The following is a 17,847-nucleotide window of genomic DNA, read 5'->3' as shown; positions in this document are numbered from 1 at the left end:
GGGGACGCAACGGCGTTCCCGCCCTACCTTTTTCCGGATTGCACTCGATATGGCGTCGACAGACGAATGGACGAGCGCAGGGTCCGCCGGTTTCAAGGACCACCTGGCGCTGCAACTGGGCATTGCCAGCGCATCGCTTACAGCCCGATTGCAAAGGCAGCTTGCAGCACACCGGCTTACGCCGCGTGAGGCGATTGTGCTGTGGCTGGTCGATGCCACTCCCGGAGTGACTCAAGCGGGTATTGCGGCATCGCTGAGGATCACCCCCGCCACCATCAGTCAGTGTGCAAGGCGACTGATCGCTTTGCATTGGATCGAGCCGGTGTTTTCTGCCGATGGCAAACGCCGGTGCGGGATGCGGCTCACGGCAGCAGGCTCCGTGGTTCTGGGCAAGGCCCGCGCGGTGATTGACGCGCATGAAGCGGTGCTTCGCGCACAACTGGGGCCAAATTCAAGCCGTTTGATGCTCGACGGACTGGCCTCTTTGCGCTGAAATTTCAGCAAACATGCCCGGCAACGCGGGCTGTGCTGGAATCGGTTGGCCGGCCAATTCCGTCCCGAACCGCAGACCCTTTGGATCGCCGCGCCATACCCGCTTCCGACCGGTAGTGATTGGCCAGATATTCCGCAGCGAGCCGCAACTGGCGGTCGAACGCTGCCGTTTCGTTGGTGAGCATAACCACTTGCGGGGCGGGCAGGGCAAAGGCCAGATCGAGCATTATCAGGCGGTGGGCCACCGTGTCAGCACGGCCGCTTTCGGCGAACATGCAGGCAAAGCTGCGCGAATGGCCGACGGAGGCGAGGATTTCGCTATAGTCGTCGGTTTCGATTGCATGGTGCACGGTGCCAAGGCCGCAAGCGCTCAGCGATGCGTCGGTTACATGGCGCAGCGGATGCGCAACGGTCAGCGTCGCATTGGGATAATCGGCAAGGTCGGCCGCCGTAACGCCCCGCTTGCCAGCCAGCGGGTGCGTTTGCGCGACGAATATGGCCAGCGGTTCATCGATAATGATGTCCTTGCGCACAACACCTTCGTGTCTCTCCCCGTCGGAGCTGTCGGTAATGGTGATGGCGATGTCGAATTCACCGCTGGCGACCATGGCGGTGATCGCTTCGGTCTCGCGGTCGCAGATGTCGGTCGTGATGGCGCGGTCGGGGTAGCGTTTGCGCAATTCGGCCACGCGGCCCAGGAGATTACGGCTGACATAGGGCGCCAGCCCAATGCGCCAGTTGGGTCGGATGGAAAGGGGGAGCAGGTCTGCCTCAAGGTGATTGACTGCGGCGATGACGGCGCGTGCGCGTTCTGCCGCCAATTCCCCTGCAGGCGTCAGTACAGGCGGCCCGCCACGGCGTCGGTGAAATAACGACACACGGAGGCGATCTTCCAGCGCGCGGATATGCTCGCCCACCGCCACCGGCGATAGGCCCAACGAAGCGGCGGCCTTGCGGAAGCTGCTCTGCTCGATGACAAGCAGAAGAATTTCCAATTGGCGCAAGGTGATGTGACACTGCACCCGGATCATCCCCCATGGCACCGGTCCGCTTCAATCGCGGACGGATCGCGCGGGAAAGACTAACTCGAACGCTTGCGCGAAGCAATGGAAGCGGGCGCGCCGGTCAGCCGATCCAGAGAACGGTCACCAGTCTTGCATCGGGCCGGATCGTCAGGCTGGCGGGCAGTTCGAACGCGGGGAAGGGCCGGTCGTTCAGCCTCACCCCGTGGTCGAAACGCACATATTCCGCGAGCAACGCGGCATTGGCAGGGGACAGCAGAGCCGTCAGCTTGCCAGTCGCCCGACGGCGCGTCTGGGCAGGGTTCAGGAACGTGCCGGTTTCGATCCGCACCTCGGCGGGGAGCTGCTCGACACCATGGACCAGCCCCTCTTCGACGATGTCGAAGGTTGCGGGCAAAGGCCGTGCCAAGGGTGCGTCGGGCAGGGACATTGCGGCGGTGGCGACCGCGCTCGCGTGAAGAAACTCGCGTCGTCCTATCATGGCGCGGCCTTTACAGGTGCGGGCTGCCGAGCGATCCACCTCGCCAGTGCGCGCAGGTCAGCATCGCTGATCTCGCTCGCATGGAAAGCTGGCATCCCCGGTGCGCCGTTGCGGGCAGCGGTGACAATCAACGCTTCGGGCAGATTGATTCCCCGCAATTCCGGCGCTCCAGGCACGCTTCCGTGGCAATAACCGCAAGTCGCCCGCCAGATGGCCTCTGGCTTCGTCTGCGGTGCCGCGGTTGGTTGCGGCTTCGTTGCGAGCGCAGGAGCGGCAGCTGCAATGCCAATTGCAACGACGACGAGCGCCCTGTTCATACCCTGATTCCCGATTTGCCGGGAGCGATGATCCCGCTGGGGTCGAGCGCGCGCTTGATCCGGCGATTGATGTCGAGATTGGCCTCGCCGTGCAGGCTCGCCACCTGATCCATGAAGCCGACCGATGTGCGATACATGCCAAATCCCGCCTTGGCCATTGCGTCCACCATTTCGGTGTAGCAGGCCCTGACGCGCGCCATCTGCGCCTTGTCCGCGCGGTCGTAGGTCAGGGGCATGACATTGAGCGCGGCGCGCTCGCCAAAGGCAGTGCCGACCATGAAATCAACACCGTGGCGGTCGGTGATTGATTGTGCCAATTCCAGCTGGCGTTGCATATCCTTGCCGCGCATCGGCGAAACGGGTGCGCACCAGGTCAGCCCGCCGCCACCGATCCAGTTGAACAGGGCGAAGGATTTGAGCGTCAGCTCGTTGATCTGCTGTTCGTCCTTGGCATCGGGTATCAGCGTAGCGCCAGCCGCTTCAAGCCTGCTCTTGGCCTCCTGCCAATCGGCCTCGACCCGGTCTGGCCGCCCATACAGTGTGAACACATAGTTCCACGCGCCAAGGCCCATTTTCTTCAGTTCGGCAATGGCCAGTTCCTGCGGGATCGCGCCCGGCCCGTCATATACTTCGGTCTTGCGGCGGGTTGCTGCCAGAAAGATGCCGGCATTGCCCAGAACGCCCTCTGTCTGGATCGTGCCGTCGAGGCGCAGCCCGCGCACCGCGTCGGTCAATCGGACGATATCCGATGCGTCAGGCCAGTGCGCGATCACCGTTTTATGCGCTTTCGGGGCGGGCATCAGCCACAGGCCCATCCTGGTCACGATACCAAAGTTGGACTGGGTGAAAATGCCGTCCAGCGTCGGTCCATAGCCATAGCGGAAGGCCTGCCAACTGGTGGTATCGGCTACCCCGCCAAGCCCGGTGCGAAACAGTGTTCCATCCGAAAGTAGCACTTCGAAACCGCAACTGTGGGCGAAGTGATCGCCATAGGGGGTCACCCCGTGCCCGCGTTCGAGCGTGTTGCCGATGGGCGAAACGATCGGGCCGGGCCCTGGAAAATCGAGCCAGAAATCATGGCCGGTTGCTTTGATGAACTCCTGCAACTGGTGGTATGTGACGCCCGGCTCCACCACCACCGTGCCAAGCTCGGGGTCGAATTCGCTGATGCGGTTCATCCGCCGCAGATCGAGCACAACGGTGCCGCGATCCGCCACCGATGACGAGCCATAGCCGATGTTGCGCCCGGTGGAGGTGGGCCAGAGCGGCACGCGCAGCCGGCTTGCGATGGCGACAACGGCCTTCACTTCATCGAGGGTCGATGGACAAATCGCCGCCGACGGCATGTGGTCGTCATCGTCGAACGGCATCGCCACATGGCCGTAGGGCGTAACGTCCTGAGCCGAGGATTTGACCCACTCAGCTCCCACAGCGGCTTCGCAGGATTTCAGAAAGCTTTTGAAATCAGCCGGGGACGTACCTGGCGGTAATAGAATGTCAGCCATGCTCTCCAGCCATTGTCGTTTTGGACTTGCAGCATCTTGTCAAATTCCGGCCCGGTCCTGTCAATCGCCGTCGACGAGCGCGCGCATGGTGCAGTGGCGGGGTGAAAAAGACAGGTTTACATTTGCGACATCGCCGCCGGACAATTCTGGGTCGCCGTTCTTAGTGTAACATATTGTGATGAAACAAACTTCTTCACTACCTCAAAATAGGGAAGGCCTTCGCCGACGTAACCGCCTGCTGCGCATGTGAGAGGTTAAATCCTTACACCTGATCGGTCGTTTCCACATTCTTTGCAAAGGCCTTGCTGCCCTATCCTTCAACCGTCGGAATGATGAAGATGGTGCCCATGTCTGGGATGCCTTCCGCGCCGACAGGACGAGGAAAGACCTGACATGACAATCACCGGCGGTGAATCCTTCCACAGCGATAGCCTTGACCTGCCCTGGGCCCAGAACTGGTCCGGCAACCCGGCGATCGAACTTAAACTGCTGATGTCCGATGTCGAAGGCGGACGCTATGCGGTGCGAATGCGGTTCCGCGCAGGGCTGCAGATCGTGCCGCACAAGCACACCGGCGAAGTCCACGCCTATACCTTTAGCGGCAAATGGACTTACCTCGAATATCCTGACAGTCCGGCCAATATCGCCGGATCCTACCTGTTCGAACCGCCGGGCACGGTCCACACCCTGAAAATCGCCGACGATGCGGGCGATTGGACCGAGATACTGTTCATCCTTTATGGTGCCATGATTCACTTGGACGAGGCCGGCACCATCCTCGGCATCACCGACGCAGACAGCGTGATCGACGAATATGCGCAGCGGCTGCAGGAACAGGGCGATCCGGTTCCGGCTGCGCTGCCGCTGGGTGGGCGCATGGCCTACCGTCCGTTGCTTACCGGGCAGGAGGCGGCACAATGACCGACCGCATCGACGCGCTGGAGCGCCGGCTTGCCGCGCAGGATGAACGCATCGCGCAATTGTCTGCGGCCATCGCTCACCAGGAAGATCGGGAGGCCATCGAGCGACTGCAATATGCCTATGGCTATTTCATAGACAATCGCATGTTCGATGAAATGGTCGATCTGTTCTGCGAAGATGAACCCTGGATGGAGATCGGCCAGCGCGGGCGCTATTTCGGGAAGGCCCGCATCCATTCGTTCCTGCTCGATGTGCTGGGCGACGGCCGCTGGGGACTGCTGCGCGATGAGGTGATCAACCACGTTCAGATGCAGCCGCTGGTCACCGTTGCAGCCGATGGTATGACCGCGCGATCACGCGCCCGCGCACAAGTGCAGGGCAATTCACCGCCCACGACCGAGTTCTTCCTGCTGGCCGAGGCCATCTATGAAAACGAATATGTCCGCGAAAGCGGCGTGTGGAAGATCAAGGGGCTGGGCGTTGCGATGACCTACTACACGCTGCTCCCGCGTGAAAAGATCTGGTTTCATTCCGCCCCGCCAAGCGAAGCCTTTCCGCCCGATCAGCCGAGCCTGCCCGACGATCCGGGTCTGGGCCGCCAGTTTGCACCCTGGCACTTCACACACCCGGTCAAGGGCTATGCCCTGCGCGTGCCTGCCTCCAATCCCGTGGAGAGCGCACGATGACCCGTTATGCTATCACCGGCGCGTCGGGTCCTTTCGGTCAGGGCGTAGTCCACCACCTGCTCGCACAAGGCATACCCGCCAGCGACTTGATCCTGCTTAGCCGGAATCCCGACAAGCTGGCCTCGTTTGCCGCTGCGGGGGCGGTGGTTCAGCGGGCCGATTTCGATGATTACGGCAGCATGACCAATGGCCTGTGCGGCGCAGACCGGATGTTGATGATCAGCGCGCTGAAAGTCGGTTTCCGTATCCCGCAGCACACCCGCGCCATCGATGCGGCACGCGAAGCGGGCGTGGGCCATGTGGTCTACACCTCGTACATCGGCAAGGAGCCAAATAATCCGTCGCTCGCTGTGGTCGATCACCGCGGCACCGAAGCGGTGCTGCGCCAGTCGGGGTTGGTGTGGACATCGCTGCGCAACGCGCAATATGCCGATGCCCTGGTCGAGGCGGCACCGCGCGTGCCCTTGCGCACCGGGGTGTGGCAAGGCGCAACAGGCGAAGGCCGGATGCCCGTGGTCACCCGCGACGATTGCATACGCAGCGCCGCGTTTGCGCTGCTCGCGCCCGATACCGCCAACCGCACGTTCAACATCACCGGGCCGGAATGCCTGACCTACCGTGCCATTTCGCAGATCATTGCCGAAGTTGCGAACTTCCCGATCCGCTGGGTCGATGTGACGCCCGAGGAACGTTACGCCTTTTTCGATGCGATGGGCGTCCCGCGCGAGGCAGTTCCTGATCACAGCGTCGATGCGATTCCGTGGTCGAGCGATGATATCGTGTCGATGGAAGTCGGCATCCACGATGGCTGGTTCGATATCCAGTCCCGCGATGTCGAACTCTTGACAGGAACGGCAGCACAATCATTCCGCGATTTTGCTCTGAGCCGTCAGGACGATCTGCGCGCGCTCGTCGCGGAAGGGGCGCTTCTGGCAGAGCGGACGGGGCGCTGACATGACCCGCTTCGATGCAGACATCATCATCGTCGGTGGCGGTTCGGCCGGCTGCGCGCTGGCCGGGCGCCTCGCTGATGCAGGCGTCGATACGCTGCTGGTCGAAGCGGGCAAGCCCGACACCGATCTGCGCACGATGGTGCCCGCGTTGACCGTCGCAGTGGTCAACAACCCGGATTACGACCGGGGGATCACCGCCGAACCCGATGACACCATCGGCGGTCGGCAGGACATCTGGCCCGCTGCCCGGCGGCTGGGCGGTGGCAGCGCCATAAACGGCATGATCTACGTGCGCGGGCACCGGCGCGATTACGATCGCTGGGCCGAACTGGGCGCAACCGGCTGGGCCTATGACGACGTTTTGCCCTATTTCCGGCGGATGGAAACCAACAGCCGGGGCGGCGACACATGGCGCGGCGATTCCGGACCGATTGCGGTAAGCGACAACCGCGTCAGCTATCCGGTGATCGGCCAGTTTATCGATGCAGCTGCGGCATTTGGCATTCCGCGCAACCGTGATCACAATGGCGAGAAGTCGGGCGAAGGCACCGACTATTCGCAAGCCACGCAAAGCGGCGGACTGCGCTGCAGCGCCGCGCGCGGCTATTTGCGCGGCAAGCTCAGCCGGTCCACCCTTCGCGTGATGACCGAAACAGAGGTCTTGCGCGTTGTGATCGAGCAGGGCCGCGCCACCGGCATCGTAATACGGCGTCACGGGACCGAAAAAACTCTGCGCGCACGCAAGGGCGTGGTGCTGTCCGCAGGCACTCTGAACACGCCGCGCCTGCTCATGCTCTCCGGAATCGGCCCGGCGGACGAACTGCAGCGCCATGGCATTGCGTGCGTGGCAGACAGCCCTGAAGTGGGCAGCAACTTGCAGGAGCACGTCGGCACCCACCTGATTGCCGCAACCCATACGCGCTCGATCAACAGCGATATTCGCGGGTTGGCTGCCGTGGGGCAGGGCCTAGACTTCGTGTTCCGGCGGCGCGGGGCGATCACCTCTTCAATGTGCCATGCACAGGCGTTCGCCCACTCGTCAGCGGCTGAAGGCATTCCCGACGTCCAGATTTCGCTTACGGCTTTTGCCTTTGAATTCAGCGCGCAAGGTCGCGCCATCCTGCTCGATCGGCCTGCGGTCAGCGTCACCGTCAGCGTTGGCCGACCCAAGGCACGCGGGCGCATCACCTTGCGGTCTGCCCGGCCAGAAGATCCGCCGATTATCAAGCACCGGTTGCTGGCGGCTGAAGAGGACGTCGAGCGCCTTGCCCGCGCTATCGAGATCGGGCGCGAGATTCTGGCCCAGGCGCCGATTGCCGCATCGATCGAGGCCGAACTGCGCCCCGGCCCGGAGGTTACCGGAACGGCCCTGCGCGCGTTCGTGCGACAGGCGGCGGTCCCGCTCTATCATCCTGTCGGAACTTGCCGGATGGGATCGGATGCCACCTCGGTGGTCGATCCGGAACTGCGGGTGCGCGGCGTCGATCGGTTGTGGGTGGTCGATGCCTCGGTCATGCCTTCGCTGCCCATCGGCAACACAAACGCCACCGTGATAATGATCGGCGAAAAGGCCAGCGATCACCTGCTGCGCGCCATTGCCTTGTAATAGCTAAACCCGCTCCCCGCAGGGGAGTACTGGAGTACCCCATGAGCTTCGATATGATCCGCACACCGCACCTTCGCCACCCCGACCGGCTGTTCATCGGCGGTCAGTGGGTCGAAGCATCGTCTGGCCGGACGATTGACGTGATCTCCGCTTCGGCAGAAGTGGTTGTCGCAAGCGTTGCGGAAGCGGCGGAGGCGGATGTAGACGCAGCGGTTGCGGCTGCTCGTGCGGCATTTGACCATGGCCCATGGACGCGCATCACGCCCGCGGAACGCGCGGGCTATTTACGCCGGATGCAGGTGGAACTGCAACGCCGCGAACCTGATCTGGCCGATGCCTGGGTCGAACAGATCGGCGCGCTGGCGGCGGTTGCGCCGTTCGTAATCGGCGGGGGCACCGCGTGGTTCGGCGTCTATGCAGACATGGCCGAAACCTTCCCATGGCAGGAAGAGCGCGCTCTGCTCGATGGTCCTGGCCGAGGCGTGGTCCTGCGCGATCCGGTAGGCGTGGTGGCGGCCATTGCGCCGTGGAACAACCCTTACGGGATCATGACCGGAAAGATTGCGCCCGCCTTGCTGGCAGGGTGCACAGTGGTGATGAAGCCCGCGCCTGAAACACCGATCGAAGCCTATATCATTGCAGAAGCCGCGGAAGCCGCGGGCCTGCCGCCTGGTGTGATCAACCTGGTTACGGCGCATCGTGACGTGTCCGACTATCTCGTACGCAATGCAGGCGTGGACAAAGTCAGCTTCACCGGGTCGGTAGGCGCAGGTGGGCGAATTGCTTCGGTCTGCGGGTCGCGCATAGCGCGGTGCACGCTTGAACTGGGCGGGAAATCAGCCGCCATCGTGCTCGACGATTTCGACATCGAAAGCGCCGCGCGCACGCTCGCGCAGACGATTACGATGTCGGCAGGCCAGATTTGCGCGACCTTGAGCCGCGCAATCGTACCTGCCGCGCGCAAAGATGATTTCGTGGCGGCGGTAGAAGCCGCTATGCGCGCAATCACGGTTGGTGCCCCGCGCGATCCGGCCACGCAGATGGGACCGCTGGCCATCGGGCGGCAGCGCGACCGCGTGGAGGAATACGTCGCCATCGCCCGTGCCGAAGGGGCGCGGCTGGTGACGGGTGGCGGAAGGCCAAAACACCTCGATCGTGGGTTCTATTTCGAACCGACATTGTTTGCCGATGTGGACCCGGCGATGCGGATTGCGCGCGAAGAAGTGTTCGGTCCTGTGCTGGCCGTGCTGACCCACGAAGGCATCGACGACGCCGTCGCCATCGCCAACGCTTCCGACTTCGGCCTTTATGGTGCAGTGTTCACCGACGATGCCGATGCGGCCATGCGCACGATGCGCGGCATGCGCGCCGGGACCATCTCGCACAATGCCTTCCGCTTCGACACGGCCTTGCCTTTCGGCGGGTTCAAGAAGTCCGGGCTGGGCCGTGAAGGCGGGCGCGAAGGGCTGGCAGGCTACACGGAAATGAAGTCGCTCATGCTCTGAGCGCAAATCGCGCCTCGCCACCCGCCACCGCGAACGCCGGATGTGCCCGCGCTCAGAGCCGAGCATGACGTACGCAAGCTAACCGCCCTGCAACATGCCTTGGACACCGCCCACGCAGATCTGTCCGAGCCGTGACCATGCCCCGCCCAAAGGAATGAACGGGCAAGATCAGGAGTTTCAGGCAGCGGTCGCAAAAGGATCAGGCAGGTGCGGCATCACTTTGTCGAGGGTCAGAGGGAATGAGCGCAGGCGCGCCCCGCAGGCGTTGTAGACCGCGTTTGCGATGGCCCCAGCCGCGCCGCAAATGCCCAGTTCGCCCACCCCCTTGGCCTGAAGCGGGCTGGCCGCCGCATCGCGTTCCTGTTCCAGCAGGATCACTTCGAGCGCGGGGACGTCGGCGTGAGCGGGCACGTGATATTCCGCAAGATCGTGATTGATGAGGTGACCGTCGCGCAAATCGAACGCCAGTTCCTCGGTCAGCGCGCTGCCGATGCCCCAGACCATGCCGCCAAGGCACTGCGACCGCGCGGTTTTGTTGTTGAGAACCCGGCCAAACCCGAACACGCCCGTCATCCGCCGCACGCGCGTTTCGCCGGTGAAGGCATGGACGGCCACTTCAGCGAAAAACGCGCCGTAACTTGCCTGCGCGAAGTCTTTCATCGTTTTGCCCGGCTTGATCGAGCCGACTTTGGCAATGTCCTTGCCGGCCAGCAATCGCTCCAGCGGGCAGGTGTCTGCGCCGTCCGTCGCAACACCATCCTTCAGTTCCAGCGCGTCCTCGTGGCAGCCCAGCACCTTGGCGAGCTTCGCGCGGATAGCCTCACAGGCCCGCATCACCGCCGATCCGGTCGAGATCGCGCCGAAACTACCGCCAGATCCCGCACCTGTCGGGAAGTCGGTATCACCAAGTTTCACTGTCACTCGCTCAATCGGTAGCCCGAGCATTTCCGCGGCAATCTGGCCGAGAATGGCGTAAGATCCCGTTCCGATATCCGTCTGGTCGGTCTCGACCAGCGCCGTGCCGTCGGCCTTGAGCGTTACCCGCGCCTTGGCAGGCACGAGCATGTTCACGCGCGCAGCACTGGCGACCCCCATGCCGATCCACCATTCGCCTTCACGCGTCTGGCACGGCTTGGCCTTGCGCTTGTCCCAGCCGAAAGCCTCGGCGCCTGTTTCCAGCGCTTCGGTCAGCATCCGCGAGGAATAAGGCGTGCCCTCAACCGGCACTTCGGCGGGCAGGTTGCGTTTGCGCAAGTCAATCGGGTCGATGCCTATTTTCTCCGCCAGTTCGTCCATCGCCGCTTCGAGCACCTGCATGCCCACAGCTTCGCCCGGCGCACGCACCGATCCAGCCGTCATCCGGCTGATCCGCGCAACTTCCACCGAAAGTAGCCGGTTTTCACCGCCATAAAGAAACTCGGTGGCCTGCGTCACCGGCTCGGCAAAATCCTCTTCCGGCAGATTGGAGACGTGGGCTTCGTGGCCAAGGCCAATCAGCGTTCCAACAGCATCGCAAGCCAATCGCACTCGCTGCCGGGTTTCAGAGCGGCGTATCACCGTCTGGAAAACCTGCTGGCGGGACATCACGACGCGGACCGGACGGCCCAGTTCCTTTGCCGCGATTGCCGCAGCCACGGCTTCGTGCGTGATCCCCAGCTTCGATCCAAAACCGCCGCCGACGTAAGGCGAAAGTATCCGCACTTTCTTGGGCGAAATGCCAAGACTGTCCGCGATCTCCTTCACGTTGTAGCCGAGCATTTGGTAGCTGCCGCGCAGGATCAGGTGGTCGTCCTGCCATTCTGCGATAGTCGCATGGGGCTCCATCGCCGCGCTGGCATGGCCGGGCGTGTCGTATTCCACGTCCACGCTGAACGCTGCTTCGCGCATCGCCCGGTCCAGATCACCGCCTTTGACCGGCTTGCTGTCCGATGGCGTTTCCACTTCCGCATCGGGGCTATCAGGATCGAAGGGCACGGGGGCGCTCGCCAATTCATAGTCCACGTGCAGTGCCAAGGCCGCGTCGCGGGCCTGCTCGAAAGTGTCGGCGACGACCAGTGCGACGGGCTGGGCGAAGTACTCGACCGTCTCGGCACCTTGCGCGGGCGCTTTTCCTGCAGTGCCTTGGGCCGGTCGGCGGAGCATGGCCTCGTCAGCCAGAACCGTAATCACCCCCGGCATCGCCAGCACAGCTTGCCGGTCGATAGCCTTGACCGTGCCTTGCGCAATGGTAGCCAGAACCAGCACGCCCTCAGCGCAATCAGGCAGTTTCCATTCCGCCGCATATGTAGCGGTTCCGCTGACTTTCAGAGGTCCTTCGGGGCGGTCGAACGGCTTGCCGATCACGCCCTGCTTCATGTGATCCAGCAAATTGCGGTCGTCGGGCTTGTTATACATGTCTGCCAGGGGAAGTTGCATCGAATCAGCCCTTCGTCGCGTCGTTGAGAGTGGCGGCGAGCGCACGGCGAGCCAGCGCGATCTTGAAATCGTTCGCTCCGAACCCGCGTGCATCGCGCAGCAGCACATCGGCGGCCTTGTCGAACAGAGCAGGGGATGGCGCTTCGCCCACCAATACTGCCTCCACTGCCGGGTCACGCCATGGCACCGTGCCGAGGCTGCCAAAAGCCAAGGTGCAACGGACTATCCGGCCATTTTCCATGCAAACGTCGGCAGCAACCGACACCAGCGCGAATGCATAGGACGCGCGGTCACGAACTTTGCGATAGACTTGTACGCCGCCGGTGGGGGCGGGAAGCGTGACAGCGGTAATCAGTTCGCCCGCCTCCAACACATTGTCGCGCGAGGGATCATCGCCCGGTTGGAGGTGGAACTCGCCCACTGCAATTTCACGGCCGCCGCGTGGTCCCTCGGTATGCACAACCGCGTCCAGTGCCAGCATCGCCACCGCCATGTCGCCGGGATACGTAGCGATGCAGGCATCGCTCGTGCCCAGAACCGCGTGAATGCGATTGAAGCCGTCCTTTGCGCTACAGCCACTGCCTGGCTCGCGCTTGTTGCAGGCTTGAGTGGTATCGTAAAAATATCCGCAGCGCGTGCGCTGGCACAAGTTGCCGCCGGTCGTTGCGCGATTGCGCAATTGCGGGCTTGCACCTGCCAGGATCGCCTTGGCGAGGAGCGGCCAAGACTGGCGCACCCGCGCGTCGGCAGCACAGTCGGCGTTGGTCACCAACGCGCCAATACGCAGGCCGTCGCCATCGGCGGCAATGGCATCAAGTCCAGTGCGGCGGACTGACAACAGCCGATCCGGCGTGGCGATCTGCAGCTTCAACAGGTCAACCAGATTGGTACCACCGGCAATGGCGGTGGCACCTGCTGCAAGCCCCGTGACCGCTTCAGATGCAGACTGCGCATGATCGAGCGTGAACGGCTTCATGCTGAAACCCTCCCTGCAACCGGGTCGGCCGCCATCACCTCTTCAATCGCGGCGATAATGTTCGAATAGGCGCCGCAGCGGCAGAGATTTCCACTCATCCGCTCGCGCAGTTCCTCACGCGTGATCGGCGGCGGCGCAGCGATATCTTCTGTTACTGTGCTGGCCCAGCCGTCTGCCAGTTCCTGCATCATGGCCTTGGCCGAACAAATCTGGCCCGGCGTGCAATAGCCGCACTGGAACCCGTCATGCGTGACGAACGCTTTCTGCAGCGCCGACAGGTCGGTGGCGCTGCCGATAGACTCGATCGTTTCGATGGTGTCACCCTCGTGCAATTGCGCGAGCGAAAGGCACGAGTTGATCCGCCGCCCCTCGACCAGCACTGTGCATGCACCGCACTGACCATGATCACAGCCCTTCTTTGATCCGGTGAGATTCAGATCTTCGCGCAGCCAGTCGAGCAACGTGCGGCGAGGGTCTTGCGGGAGGGCTTCGTTCCTGCCGTTCACGCAGGCGAATGATTGAACCGTTGCCATGTTGCTTGGCGCACCTTGTTGTGGGATTTCCCCCAACGAACGACCGAAGCGCCGCATTGATCCACGGCACTGGGGATTTCTCTACAGGTCTGGCGAACCGCATTCGCCGGGCTGGCTTCGGCACAGGTCTGCCTTGCTCCATCCGCCGCCAAGCGCCTGATAGAGCGATACGAACGCCAGCAAATGGTCCGTCCGCGCCTGAACCAGCGCTAGTTCAGCACTCAGCAACCCGCGTTGGGCGTCAAGTTGTTCGAGATAAGGCGAATAGCCGGCGCGGTAGCGGTTCGTGGCGTTGTTCAGCCCTGCCGCCAGCGCCTTGCGTTGCACTTCGAGCGCCTCCTGCTGTTGTCCTGTCCGGTTCACCCCGGCAAGCCCATCCTCAACTTCGCGGAACGCTGCAAGCGCCGCTTTGCGATAGGCAAACGCCGCCTGATCGCGGCGCGCGGCGGCAAGGCCCTGCTGCGCTTCCAGCCTGCCCCCGCTGAAGATCGGCGCCAGAATGCTTCCTCCCAGCGCGAATACGCCGACAGGACTGGACAGCGCGGTCGTGAGGACGACGCCTGCAGTTCCGGTCAGCGTTAGATCGGGCAGGAAGGCCGCGCGCGCGGAATCGAGAGAACGGTCCGCCGCCACAAGCGTCTGCTCGGCCTGAAATATGTCGGGCCGGCGCCGAAGCACATCGGCAGGCATGCCATCGGGCAGGGATGGAGCGGTCAAGCGGTCGATGGGGATGCCTCGCGCGATTGCTGCAGGTTTCTCGCCCAGCAGCAAAGACAACGCGTTCTCCTGCCGCGCTATTGCCAGTTGTGCTTGCGCGATCAACTGCTGCGTCGCTGCAAATTCTGCCTCGGCCTGATGAAGTTCAAGCGATGAAGTATAGCCCGTTTCAGCCCGCCGCCGCGCGATCCGCAGCGCTTCGGCGCGCCCAGTCGCGGTCGCCTGCGCAATCGCCAGCCGCTGGTCCAGCCCGCGCAGGGTGACGTACCCGCCCGCCACGCTGCTGACGAGCGCCAGCCGCACCGTATCGCGCGCGCCTTCGCTGCCGAGCAATTGTGCTTGCGCCGCCTGGCTCGCCAGCCGCAATCGCCCGAACAGGTCGAGGTCGTAGCTGATCGACAGTCCTGGCTGTGCGCTAACCGCCTCTGCTGCTGTACCAAATGGGCTCAGCGACTGCCCGCCCGATGCCCCTATACTGCCGCCGACTTGTGGGTTGAGTTGGGCACGTGCGAGTGCGAATTGGGCCCGCGCCTCGTCAATCCGCGAGGCGGCCAGCGCAAGGTCGGGATTTCCGACCAATGCTCGCGCTTCAAGCTCGCCCAGCACGGGATCGCCAAACCCGTTCCACCATTCCGCGCCAATTGCCTGGCGAGGACCGGCCATGTCCGTGCGCCAACCCGCCGGCGCCGTAACCGAAGCGCTGGCGGGCGGGGCAGGGCGGGGTCCGGCGCAGCCAGCCAGTGCCGCTGCGCCCAGCAAGACCGCAAAGGCCAACCCTCGCATCAATTGCCCGCTCCCGATGTATCCACCCGCGCCTGGACGGACATTCCCGGCCGCAACCGCGCGCTCAGATCCTGTCCTTTGTCGATCCGTATTCGAACGGCAATCCGCTGCGGCACCTTGGTGAAGTTCCCCGTGGCATTATCCGATTTCAGCACCGCGAATTCCGATCCCGCTGCAGGGGAAATCTGTTCGACCCGGCCCGTCAGCCGCGCACCGCCAAGCCCGTCGACGGTAAAGGTGGCAGGCTGGCCCACCCGAATGCGCGCGGTTTGGGCTTCCTTGAAATTGGCGATCACCCACGTCTCGGGCGGAACCAGGAACAGCAATTGCGATCCAGCGGTAACGTATTGGCCGATGCGTACACCAACCTCGCTCAGCCGTCCTGCCTCTGGCGCGCGGATCACAGTGTTGGCCAGATCGATACGCGAAAGTTCGAGCGCTGCCGATGCTCCTGAAACGCCTGCCTTTTGCCCGCCGCGCCCGACTTCCACCGTGCGGATGTCCTGCCGTGCAATTTCGCGCGCGGCGCGGGCCTGCATGACTGCTGCCTGTGCCTGTCGCAGAGCCGCGAGCGTCTGGTCACGTTCGCGCAAGGAAACAGAACCGTCAGTAATCAGGTCATTCACGCGCGCCATGTCCGCGTGCGCCCTGAGCAACTGGGCTTCGGCACCGGCCATGGCGGCATCCTGCGCCGAGAGGCTGGCGGCACGGCTGCGCGCTGCCTGATCGGCGTTGGCCAGTGTCGCCTGTTGCGTTGCCACTTGCGCATCGGCTTGTGCCACCCGCTGACGAAAGATGCGGTCGTCGATGCGAACCAGCGGATCGCCCGCTTTCACCATGTCGAAATCGCGCACATAGACTTGCATGACATAGCCGGAAAGCTGTGGGCTGATCACGGTCGTCCGCCCGCGGACAAAGGCGTTGTCAGTCGAAACCGCCGCAGTGGAAAAGGGTGGCAACCGCCACGCAGCAAGGATCGCCAATATCCCGGCGACGGCAACGATCACGATTGCGATCAAGACTTTGCGGTTCTCCCGTTTGGGCTGCCAGCCCGATCCCGCAGGCGCAGCGGGCGCCGGTTCGGGCGCTGCCTCCTCAAGCTCGTCCAGCCGCTCGTCCGTTACCGGAACCGGATCAACAGGGTTGCGGACTTCGGTCATGCGGAGGACTCCATCCGGCGCTCACGAAGGCGCCGCCTGATCAAAAGGAACAGAAGATAGCTGAACGTGCCGGCGGCCAGCACCGCGATCAGCTGAAACACGTCGTTATAAGCCAGCACATTGGCCTCGCGGCTGGTCGCTTGCGCCAGAAGCGCGCCGCCCTCGGCCTGCCTTAGCGCGGGGTCGCCTACCGTGCGCGAAACCGCGCTCGCGCCAAGCTGGATGCGCTGCGCCACGATTGGATCGGTCGGGTCGATGGTCTGAACCAGTTCCACACTGTGTGCCCTCTCTCGCATCTGCTGGTAGCTGCCGAGCAGCGCCGCCCCGCCAAGCCCGCCCAGCGAATTTACGATCCCGAACAGAGCCAGGAAGCTGATCACATGGCCGGACCCTTGGCTTAGCGCCCGGCTCATCCCGAACAGCAGCGCCGGACCGAAGAACAGCGTTGCCGAAAACGCGATTAGCGCCTGCGTGAAGTAAAGCTGCGGTGCCCGTGTCAGGCTGGTCGAGCTGGAATCCAACCACGCGGCCACGGCCACCAGACCGATTGCCAGTATCACCGGCTGGGTCAGTCTGGTCAGGTCGAGCGTGATCGCGCTGACCAGCACGCCAGCCACAGACGCGACGAAAATGATGGCGAAAAATGTGCCCAACTGGTCGTTGTTCTGCCCAAACAGCGTCAACATGCCCACCGCCGCCGTGTTTTGCTCCGACAGCACGATGCGCGCCATGATCGTCACCACGGCAAAGCGCAGGATGTCGGTGCTGGCCAACCAGCGCGTGTTGATCAGCGGATTGCTCCGCCCATGTTCGATGATCAGCGCGGCCGCCAGCAGCGGAATCGCCGTCACCAGCGCCCAGCCGATCCAAGGCGCATTTGTCCACCACACGATCCGCCCAAGTCCCAGAACGGCGGAGATCAGCGCCATCGACACGGCAAACAGTGTAAAGGTCACAAAATCGAGCGGTTCGAACGCCTTTTGGCGGATCGTCGGTGGCAGACGCAGCCACGCCACCGATGCCAGTGACAGCAGCGCCAGACCTAGTTCGAACAGATAGAGCGTGCGCCATTGCGACATCGCCAGCAGTTCGGGCGAGAACAGCCTTGCCAACGGCGTTGCGCATTGCGGAATGCCCAGCCCGATCACAAGTGCTTTCAGCCGCCATGATGCGGGCAGCGCCTGCATCATGTAATACAGCCCCAGAGTGGTCAGTGCCGCGCCTGCCATGCCGCTCGCCGCCCGCACGAATATGGCCGAGGTGAAGTCGAGCACAAACAAGTGCGCGAAAGTCAGTACCGCGTAGATGAACAGGAAAATGAGCGTGAAAGGGCGCAGGCCGAATTGCTGGCGGAATTTGATCAGCAGCAGGTTGATGCTGATGTTGGTCATCACGTAAACGGTCGGCAGCCAGGCGATCTGTGCAGGATCAAGCCCGAGCGCGCCCTGAAGCGTCGCTGTGTTCGCCGCAACCAGCGCGTTGCCCAGCCCACCGGTAAGCCCCAGCAGCACGGAAATCGTGCCATAGGCCACTCGCCTTTGTATGGGATGATCGGGCGATCCCGGTGATCCGGGCAGGGCCGGAGTTTCATGGGGGGCAAACGCCCACTCTTCCTCGCTGAGAAAGTGCCGAATCCGGTGCACTGCTCCTGCCATGGACCGCCGTTACCCCTGATCGGCACTATTGCTGCCGCGTTTCCACAATCGTTTTCGGAATGACTGGTTCCGCCACAACGATGTGCCGGAGCGAAGCACGGACGTGGCAGGGCGCTAAGA

General features: G+C 63.2%; 16 protein-coding genes. 6 read left to right on the top strand and 10 right to left on the bottom strand.

All coding sequences use genetic code 11. The features are described 5' to 3' along the window. Positions 1-49: 49 nt before the first annotated feature. The gene (locus RM192_RS11120; protein WP_311507616.1) at positions 50-493 is read left to right on the top strand and encodes a MarR family winged helix-turn-helix transcriptional regulator; all 444 of its coding nucleotides are present in this window, start codon (positions 50-52) and stop codon (positions 491-493) included. A gap of 4 nt (positions 494-497) precedes the next feature. Here the strand turns inward: RM192_RS11120 and RM192_RS11115 are convergent, their stop codons facing one another. The 4 genes from RM192_RS11115 to RM192_RS11100 form a co-directional block, all read right to left on the bottom strand. Continuing rightward, positions 498-1,535 (bottom strand): LysR family transcriptional regulator, encoded by a 1,038-nt coding sequence (locus RM192_RS11115; RefSeq protein ID WP_311507615.1) that lies wholly within the window; start codon positions 1,533-1,535, stop codon positions 498-500. A gap of 82 nt (positions 1,536-1,617) precedes the next feature. Then, entirely contained in the window at positions 1,618-1,995 is a 378-nt protein-coding gene (locus RM192_RS11110) for a hypothetical protein (protein WP_311507614.1), read from the bottom strand. Next, complete coding sequence (locus RM192_RS11105; RefSeq protein WP_311507613.1) at positions 1,992-2,312, bottom strand: cytochrome c; 321 nt, start codon at positions 2,310-2,312, stop codon at positions 1,992-1,994. The genes RM192_RS11110 and RM192_RS11105 overlap by 4 nt, the downstream gene beginning before the upstream one ends. Beyond that, the gene (locus RM192_RS11100) at positions 2,309-3,742 is read right to left on the bottom strand and encodes an FAD-binding oxidoreductase (protein ID WP_311507612.1); all 1,434 of its coding nucleotides are present in this window, start codon (positions 3,740-3,742) and stop codon (positions 2,309-2,311) included. The genes RM192_RS11105 and RM192_RS11100 overlap by 4 nt, the downstream gene beginning before the upstream one ends. A gap of 468 nt (positions 3,743-4,210) precedes the next feature. Here RM192_RS11100 and RM192_RS11095 point away from each other — a divergent pair, with 468 nt between their 5' ends. From RM192_RS11095 to RM192_RS11075, 5 genes are read left to right on the top strand one after another with little or no spacing between them, the layout of a single operon-like run. Continuing rightward, positions 4,211-4,738, top strand: a complete 528-nt coding sequence (locus tag RM192_RS11095; RefSeq protein WP_311507611.1) for a 2,4'-dihydroxyacetophenone dioxygenase family protein — start codon at positions 4,211-4,213, stop codon at positions 4,736-4,738. Beyond that, positions 4,735-5,424, top strand: a complete 690-nt coding sequence (locus tag RM192_RS11090; protein WP_311507610.1) for a nuclear transport factor 2 family protein — start codon at positions 4,735-4,737, stop codon at positions 5,422-5,424. Before RM192_RS11095 ends, RM192_RS11090 begins: the two co-directional genes overlap by 4 nt. Continuing rightward, positions 5,421-6,377, top strand: a complete 957-nt coding sequence (locus RM192_RS11085; RefSeq protein WP_311507609.1) for an SDR family oxidoreductase — start codon at positions 5,421-5,423, stop codon at positions 6,375-6,377. The genes RM192_RS11090 and RM192_RS11085 overlap by 4 nt, the downstream gene beginning before the upstream one ends. 1 nt (position 6,378) lies before the next feature. Next, positions 6,379-7,983: a GMC family oxidoreductase N-terminal domain-containing protein gene (locus RM192_RS11080; protein WP_311507607.1), complete on the top strand. Its 1,605-nt coding sequence runs from the start codon at positions 6,379-6,381 to the stop codon at positions 7,981-7,983. Between the two features lie 41 nt (positions 7,984-8,024). Further along, a complete protein-coding gene (locus tag RM192_RS11075; protein ID WP_311507606.1) occupies positions 8,025-9,488 on the top strand; it encodes an aldehyde dehydrogenase family protein in 1,464 nt (487 codons plus the stop codon). A gap of 177 nt (positions 9,489-9,665) precedes the next feature. Here RM192_RS11075 and RM192_RS11070 read toward each other — a convergent pair whose 3' ends face one another. The 6 genes from RM192_RS11070 to RM192_RS11045 form a co-directional block, all read right to left on the bottom strand. Then, positions 9,666-11,903, bottom strand: coding sequence for a xanthine dehydrogenase family protein molybdopterin-binding subunit (locus RM192_RS11070; protein ID WP_311507605.1), 2,238 nt, complete (start codon positions 11,901-11,903; stop codon positions 9,666-9,668). A gap of 4 nt (positions 11,904-11,907) precedes the next feature. Beyond that, a complete protein-coding gene (locus RM192_RS11065; RefSeq protein WP_311507603.1) occupies positions 11,908-12,879 on the bottom strand; it encodes a xanthine dehydrogenase family protein subunit M in 972 nt (323 codons plus the stop codon). Further along, entirely contained in the window at positions 12,876-13,412 is a 537-nt protein-coding gene (locus RM192_RS11060) for a 2Fe-2S iron-sulfur cluster-binding protein (protein ID WP_311507601.1), read from the bottom strand. The genes RM192_RS11065 and RM192_RS11060 overlap by 4 nt, the downstream gene beginning before the upstream one ends. An 81-nt stretch (positions 13,413-13,493) precedes the next feature. Then, positions 13,494-14,912 (bottom strand): efflux transporter outer membrane subunit, encoded by a 1,419-nt coding sequence (locus RM192_RS11055; protein ID WP_311507600.1) that lies wholly within the window; start codon positions 14,910-14,912, stop codon positions 13,494-13,496. Continuing rightward, the gene (locus RM192_RS11050; protein WP_311507599.1) at positions 14,912-16,072 is read right to left on the bottom strand and encodes an HlyD family secretion protein; all 1,161 of its coding nucleotides are present in this window, start codon (positions 16,070-16,072) and stop codon (positions 14,912-14,914) included. The genes RM192_RS11055 and RM192_RS11050 overlap by 1 nt, the downstream gene beginning before the upstream one ends. Further along, complete coding sequence (locus RM192_RS11045) at positions 16,069-17,727, bottom strand: MFS transporter (protein WP_311507598.1); 1,659 nt, start codon at positions 17,725-17,727, stop codon at positions 16,069-16,071. Before RM192_RS11045 ends, RM192_RS11050 begins: the two co-directional genes overlap by 4 nt. Positions 17,728-17,847: the final 120 nt, after the last annotated feature.

This window comes from Novosphingobium sp. MMS21-SN21R (assembly GCF_031846015.1).
Classification (GTDB): domain Bacteria; phylum Pseudomonadota; class Alphaproteobacteria; order Sphingomonadales; family Sphingomonadaceae; genus Novosphingobium.
The sequence above is the reverse complement of the archived record's forward strand: the minus strand, read 5'-3'. Positions and strand labels throughout refer to the sequence as shown.

Coding starts and splice junctions, on each gene's coding strand:
- RM192_RS11090 (WP_311507610.1), top strand. CDS start 4,735: ATGACCGACCGCATCGACGCGCTGGAGCGCCGGCTTGCCGCGCAGGAT.
- RM192_RS11105 (WP_311507613.1), bottom strand. CDS start 2,312: ATGAACAGGGCGCTCGTCGTCGTTGCAATTGGCATTGCAGCTGCCGCT.
- RM192_RS11065 (WP_311507603.1), bottom strand. CDS start 12,879: ATGAAGCCGTTCACGCTCGATCATGCGCAGTCTGCATCTGAAGCGGTC.
- RM192_RS11095 (WP_311507611.1), top strand. CDS start 4,211: ATGACAATCACCGGCGGTGAATCCTTCCACAGCGATAGCCTTGACCTG.
- RM192_RS11055 (WP_311507600.1), bottom strand. CDS start 14,912: ATGCGAGGGTTGGCCTTTGCGGTCTTGCTGGGCGCAGCGGCACTGGCT.
- RM192_RS11060 (WP_311507601.1), bottom strand. CDS start 13,412: ATGGCAACGGTTCAATCATTCGCCTGCGTGAACGGCAGGAACGAAGCC.
- RM192_RS11110 (WP_311507614.1), bottom strand. CDS start 1,995: ATGATAGGACGACGCGAGTTTCTTCACGCGAGCGCGGTCGCCACCGCC.
- RM192_RS11045 (WP_311507598.1), bottom strand. CDS start 17,727: ATGGCAGGAGCAGTGCACCGGATTCGGCACTTTCTCAGCGAGGAAGAG.
- RM192_RS11120 (WP_311507616.1), top strand. CDS start 50: ATGGCGTCGACAGACGAATGGACGAGCGCAGGGTCCGCCGGTTTCAAG.
- RM192_RS11075 (WP_311507606.1), top strand. CDS start 8,025: ATGAGCTTCGATATGATCCGCACACCGCACCTTCGCCACCCCGACCGG.
- RM192_RS11080 (WP_311507607.1), top strand. CDS start 6,379: ATGACCCGCTTCGATGCAGACATCATCATCGTCGGTGGCGGTTCGGCC.
- RM192_RS11085 (WP_311507609.1), top strand. CDS start 5,421: ATGACCCGTTATGCTATCACCGGCGCGTCGGGTCCTTTCGGTCAGGGC.
- RM192_RS11070 (WP_311507605.1), bottom strand. CDS start 11,903: ATGCAACTTCCCCTGGCAGACATGTATAACAAGCCCGACGACCGCAAT.
- RM192_RS11050 (WP_311507599.1), bottom strand. CDS start 16,072: ATGACCGAAGTCCGCAACCCTGTTGATCCGGTTCCGGTAACGGACGAG.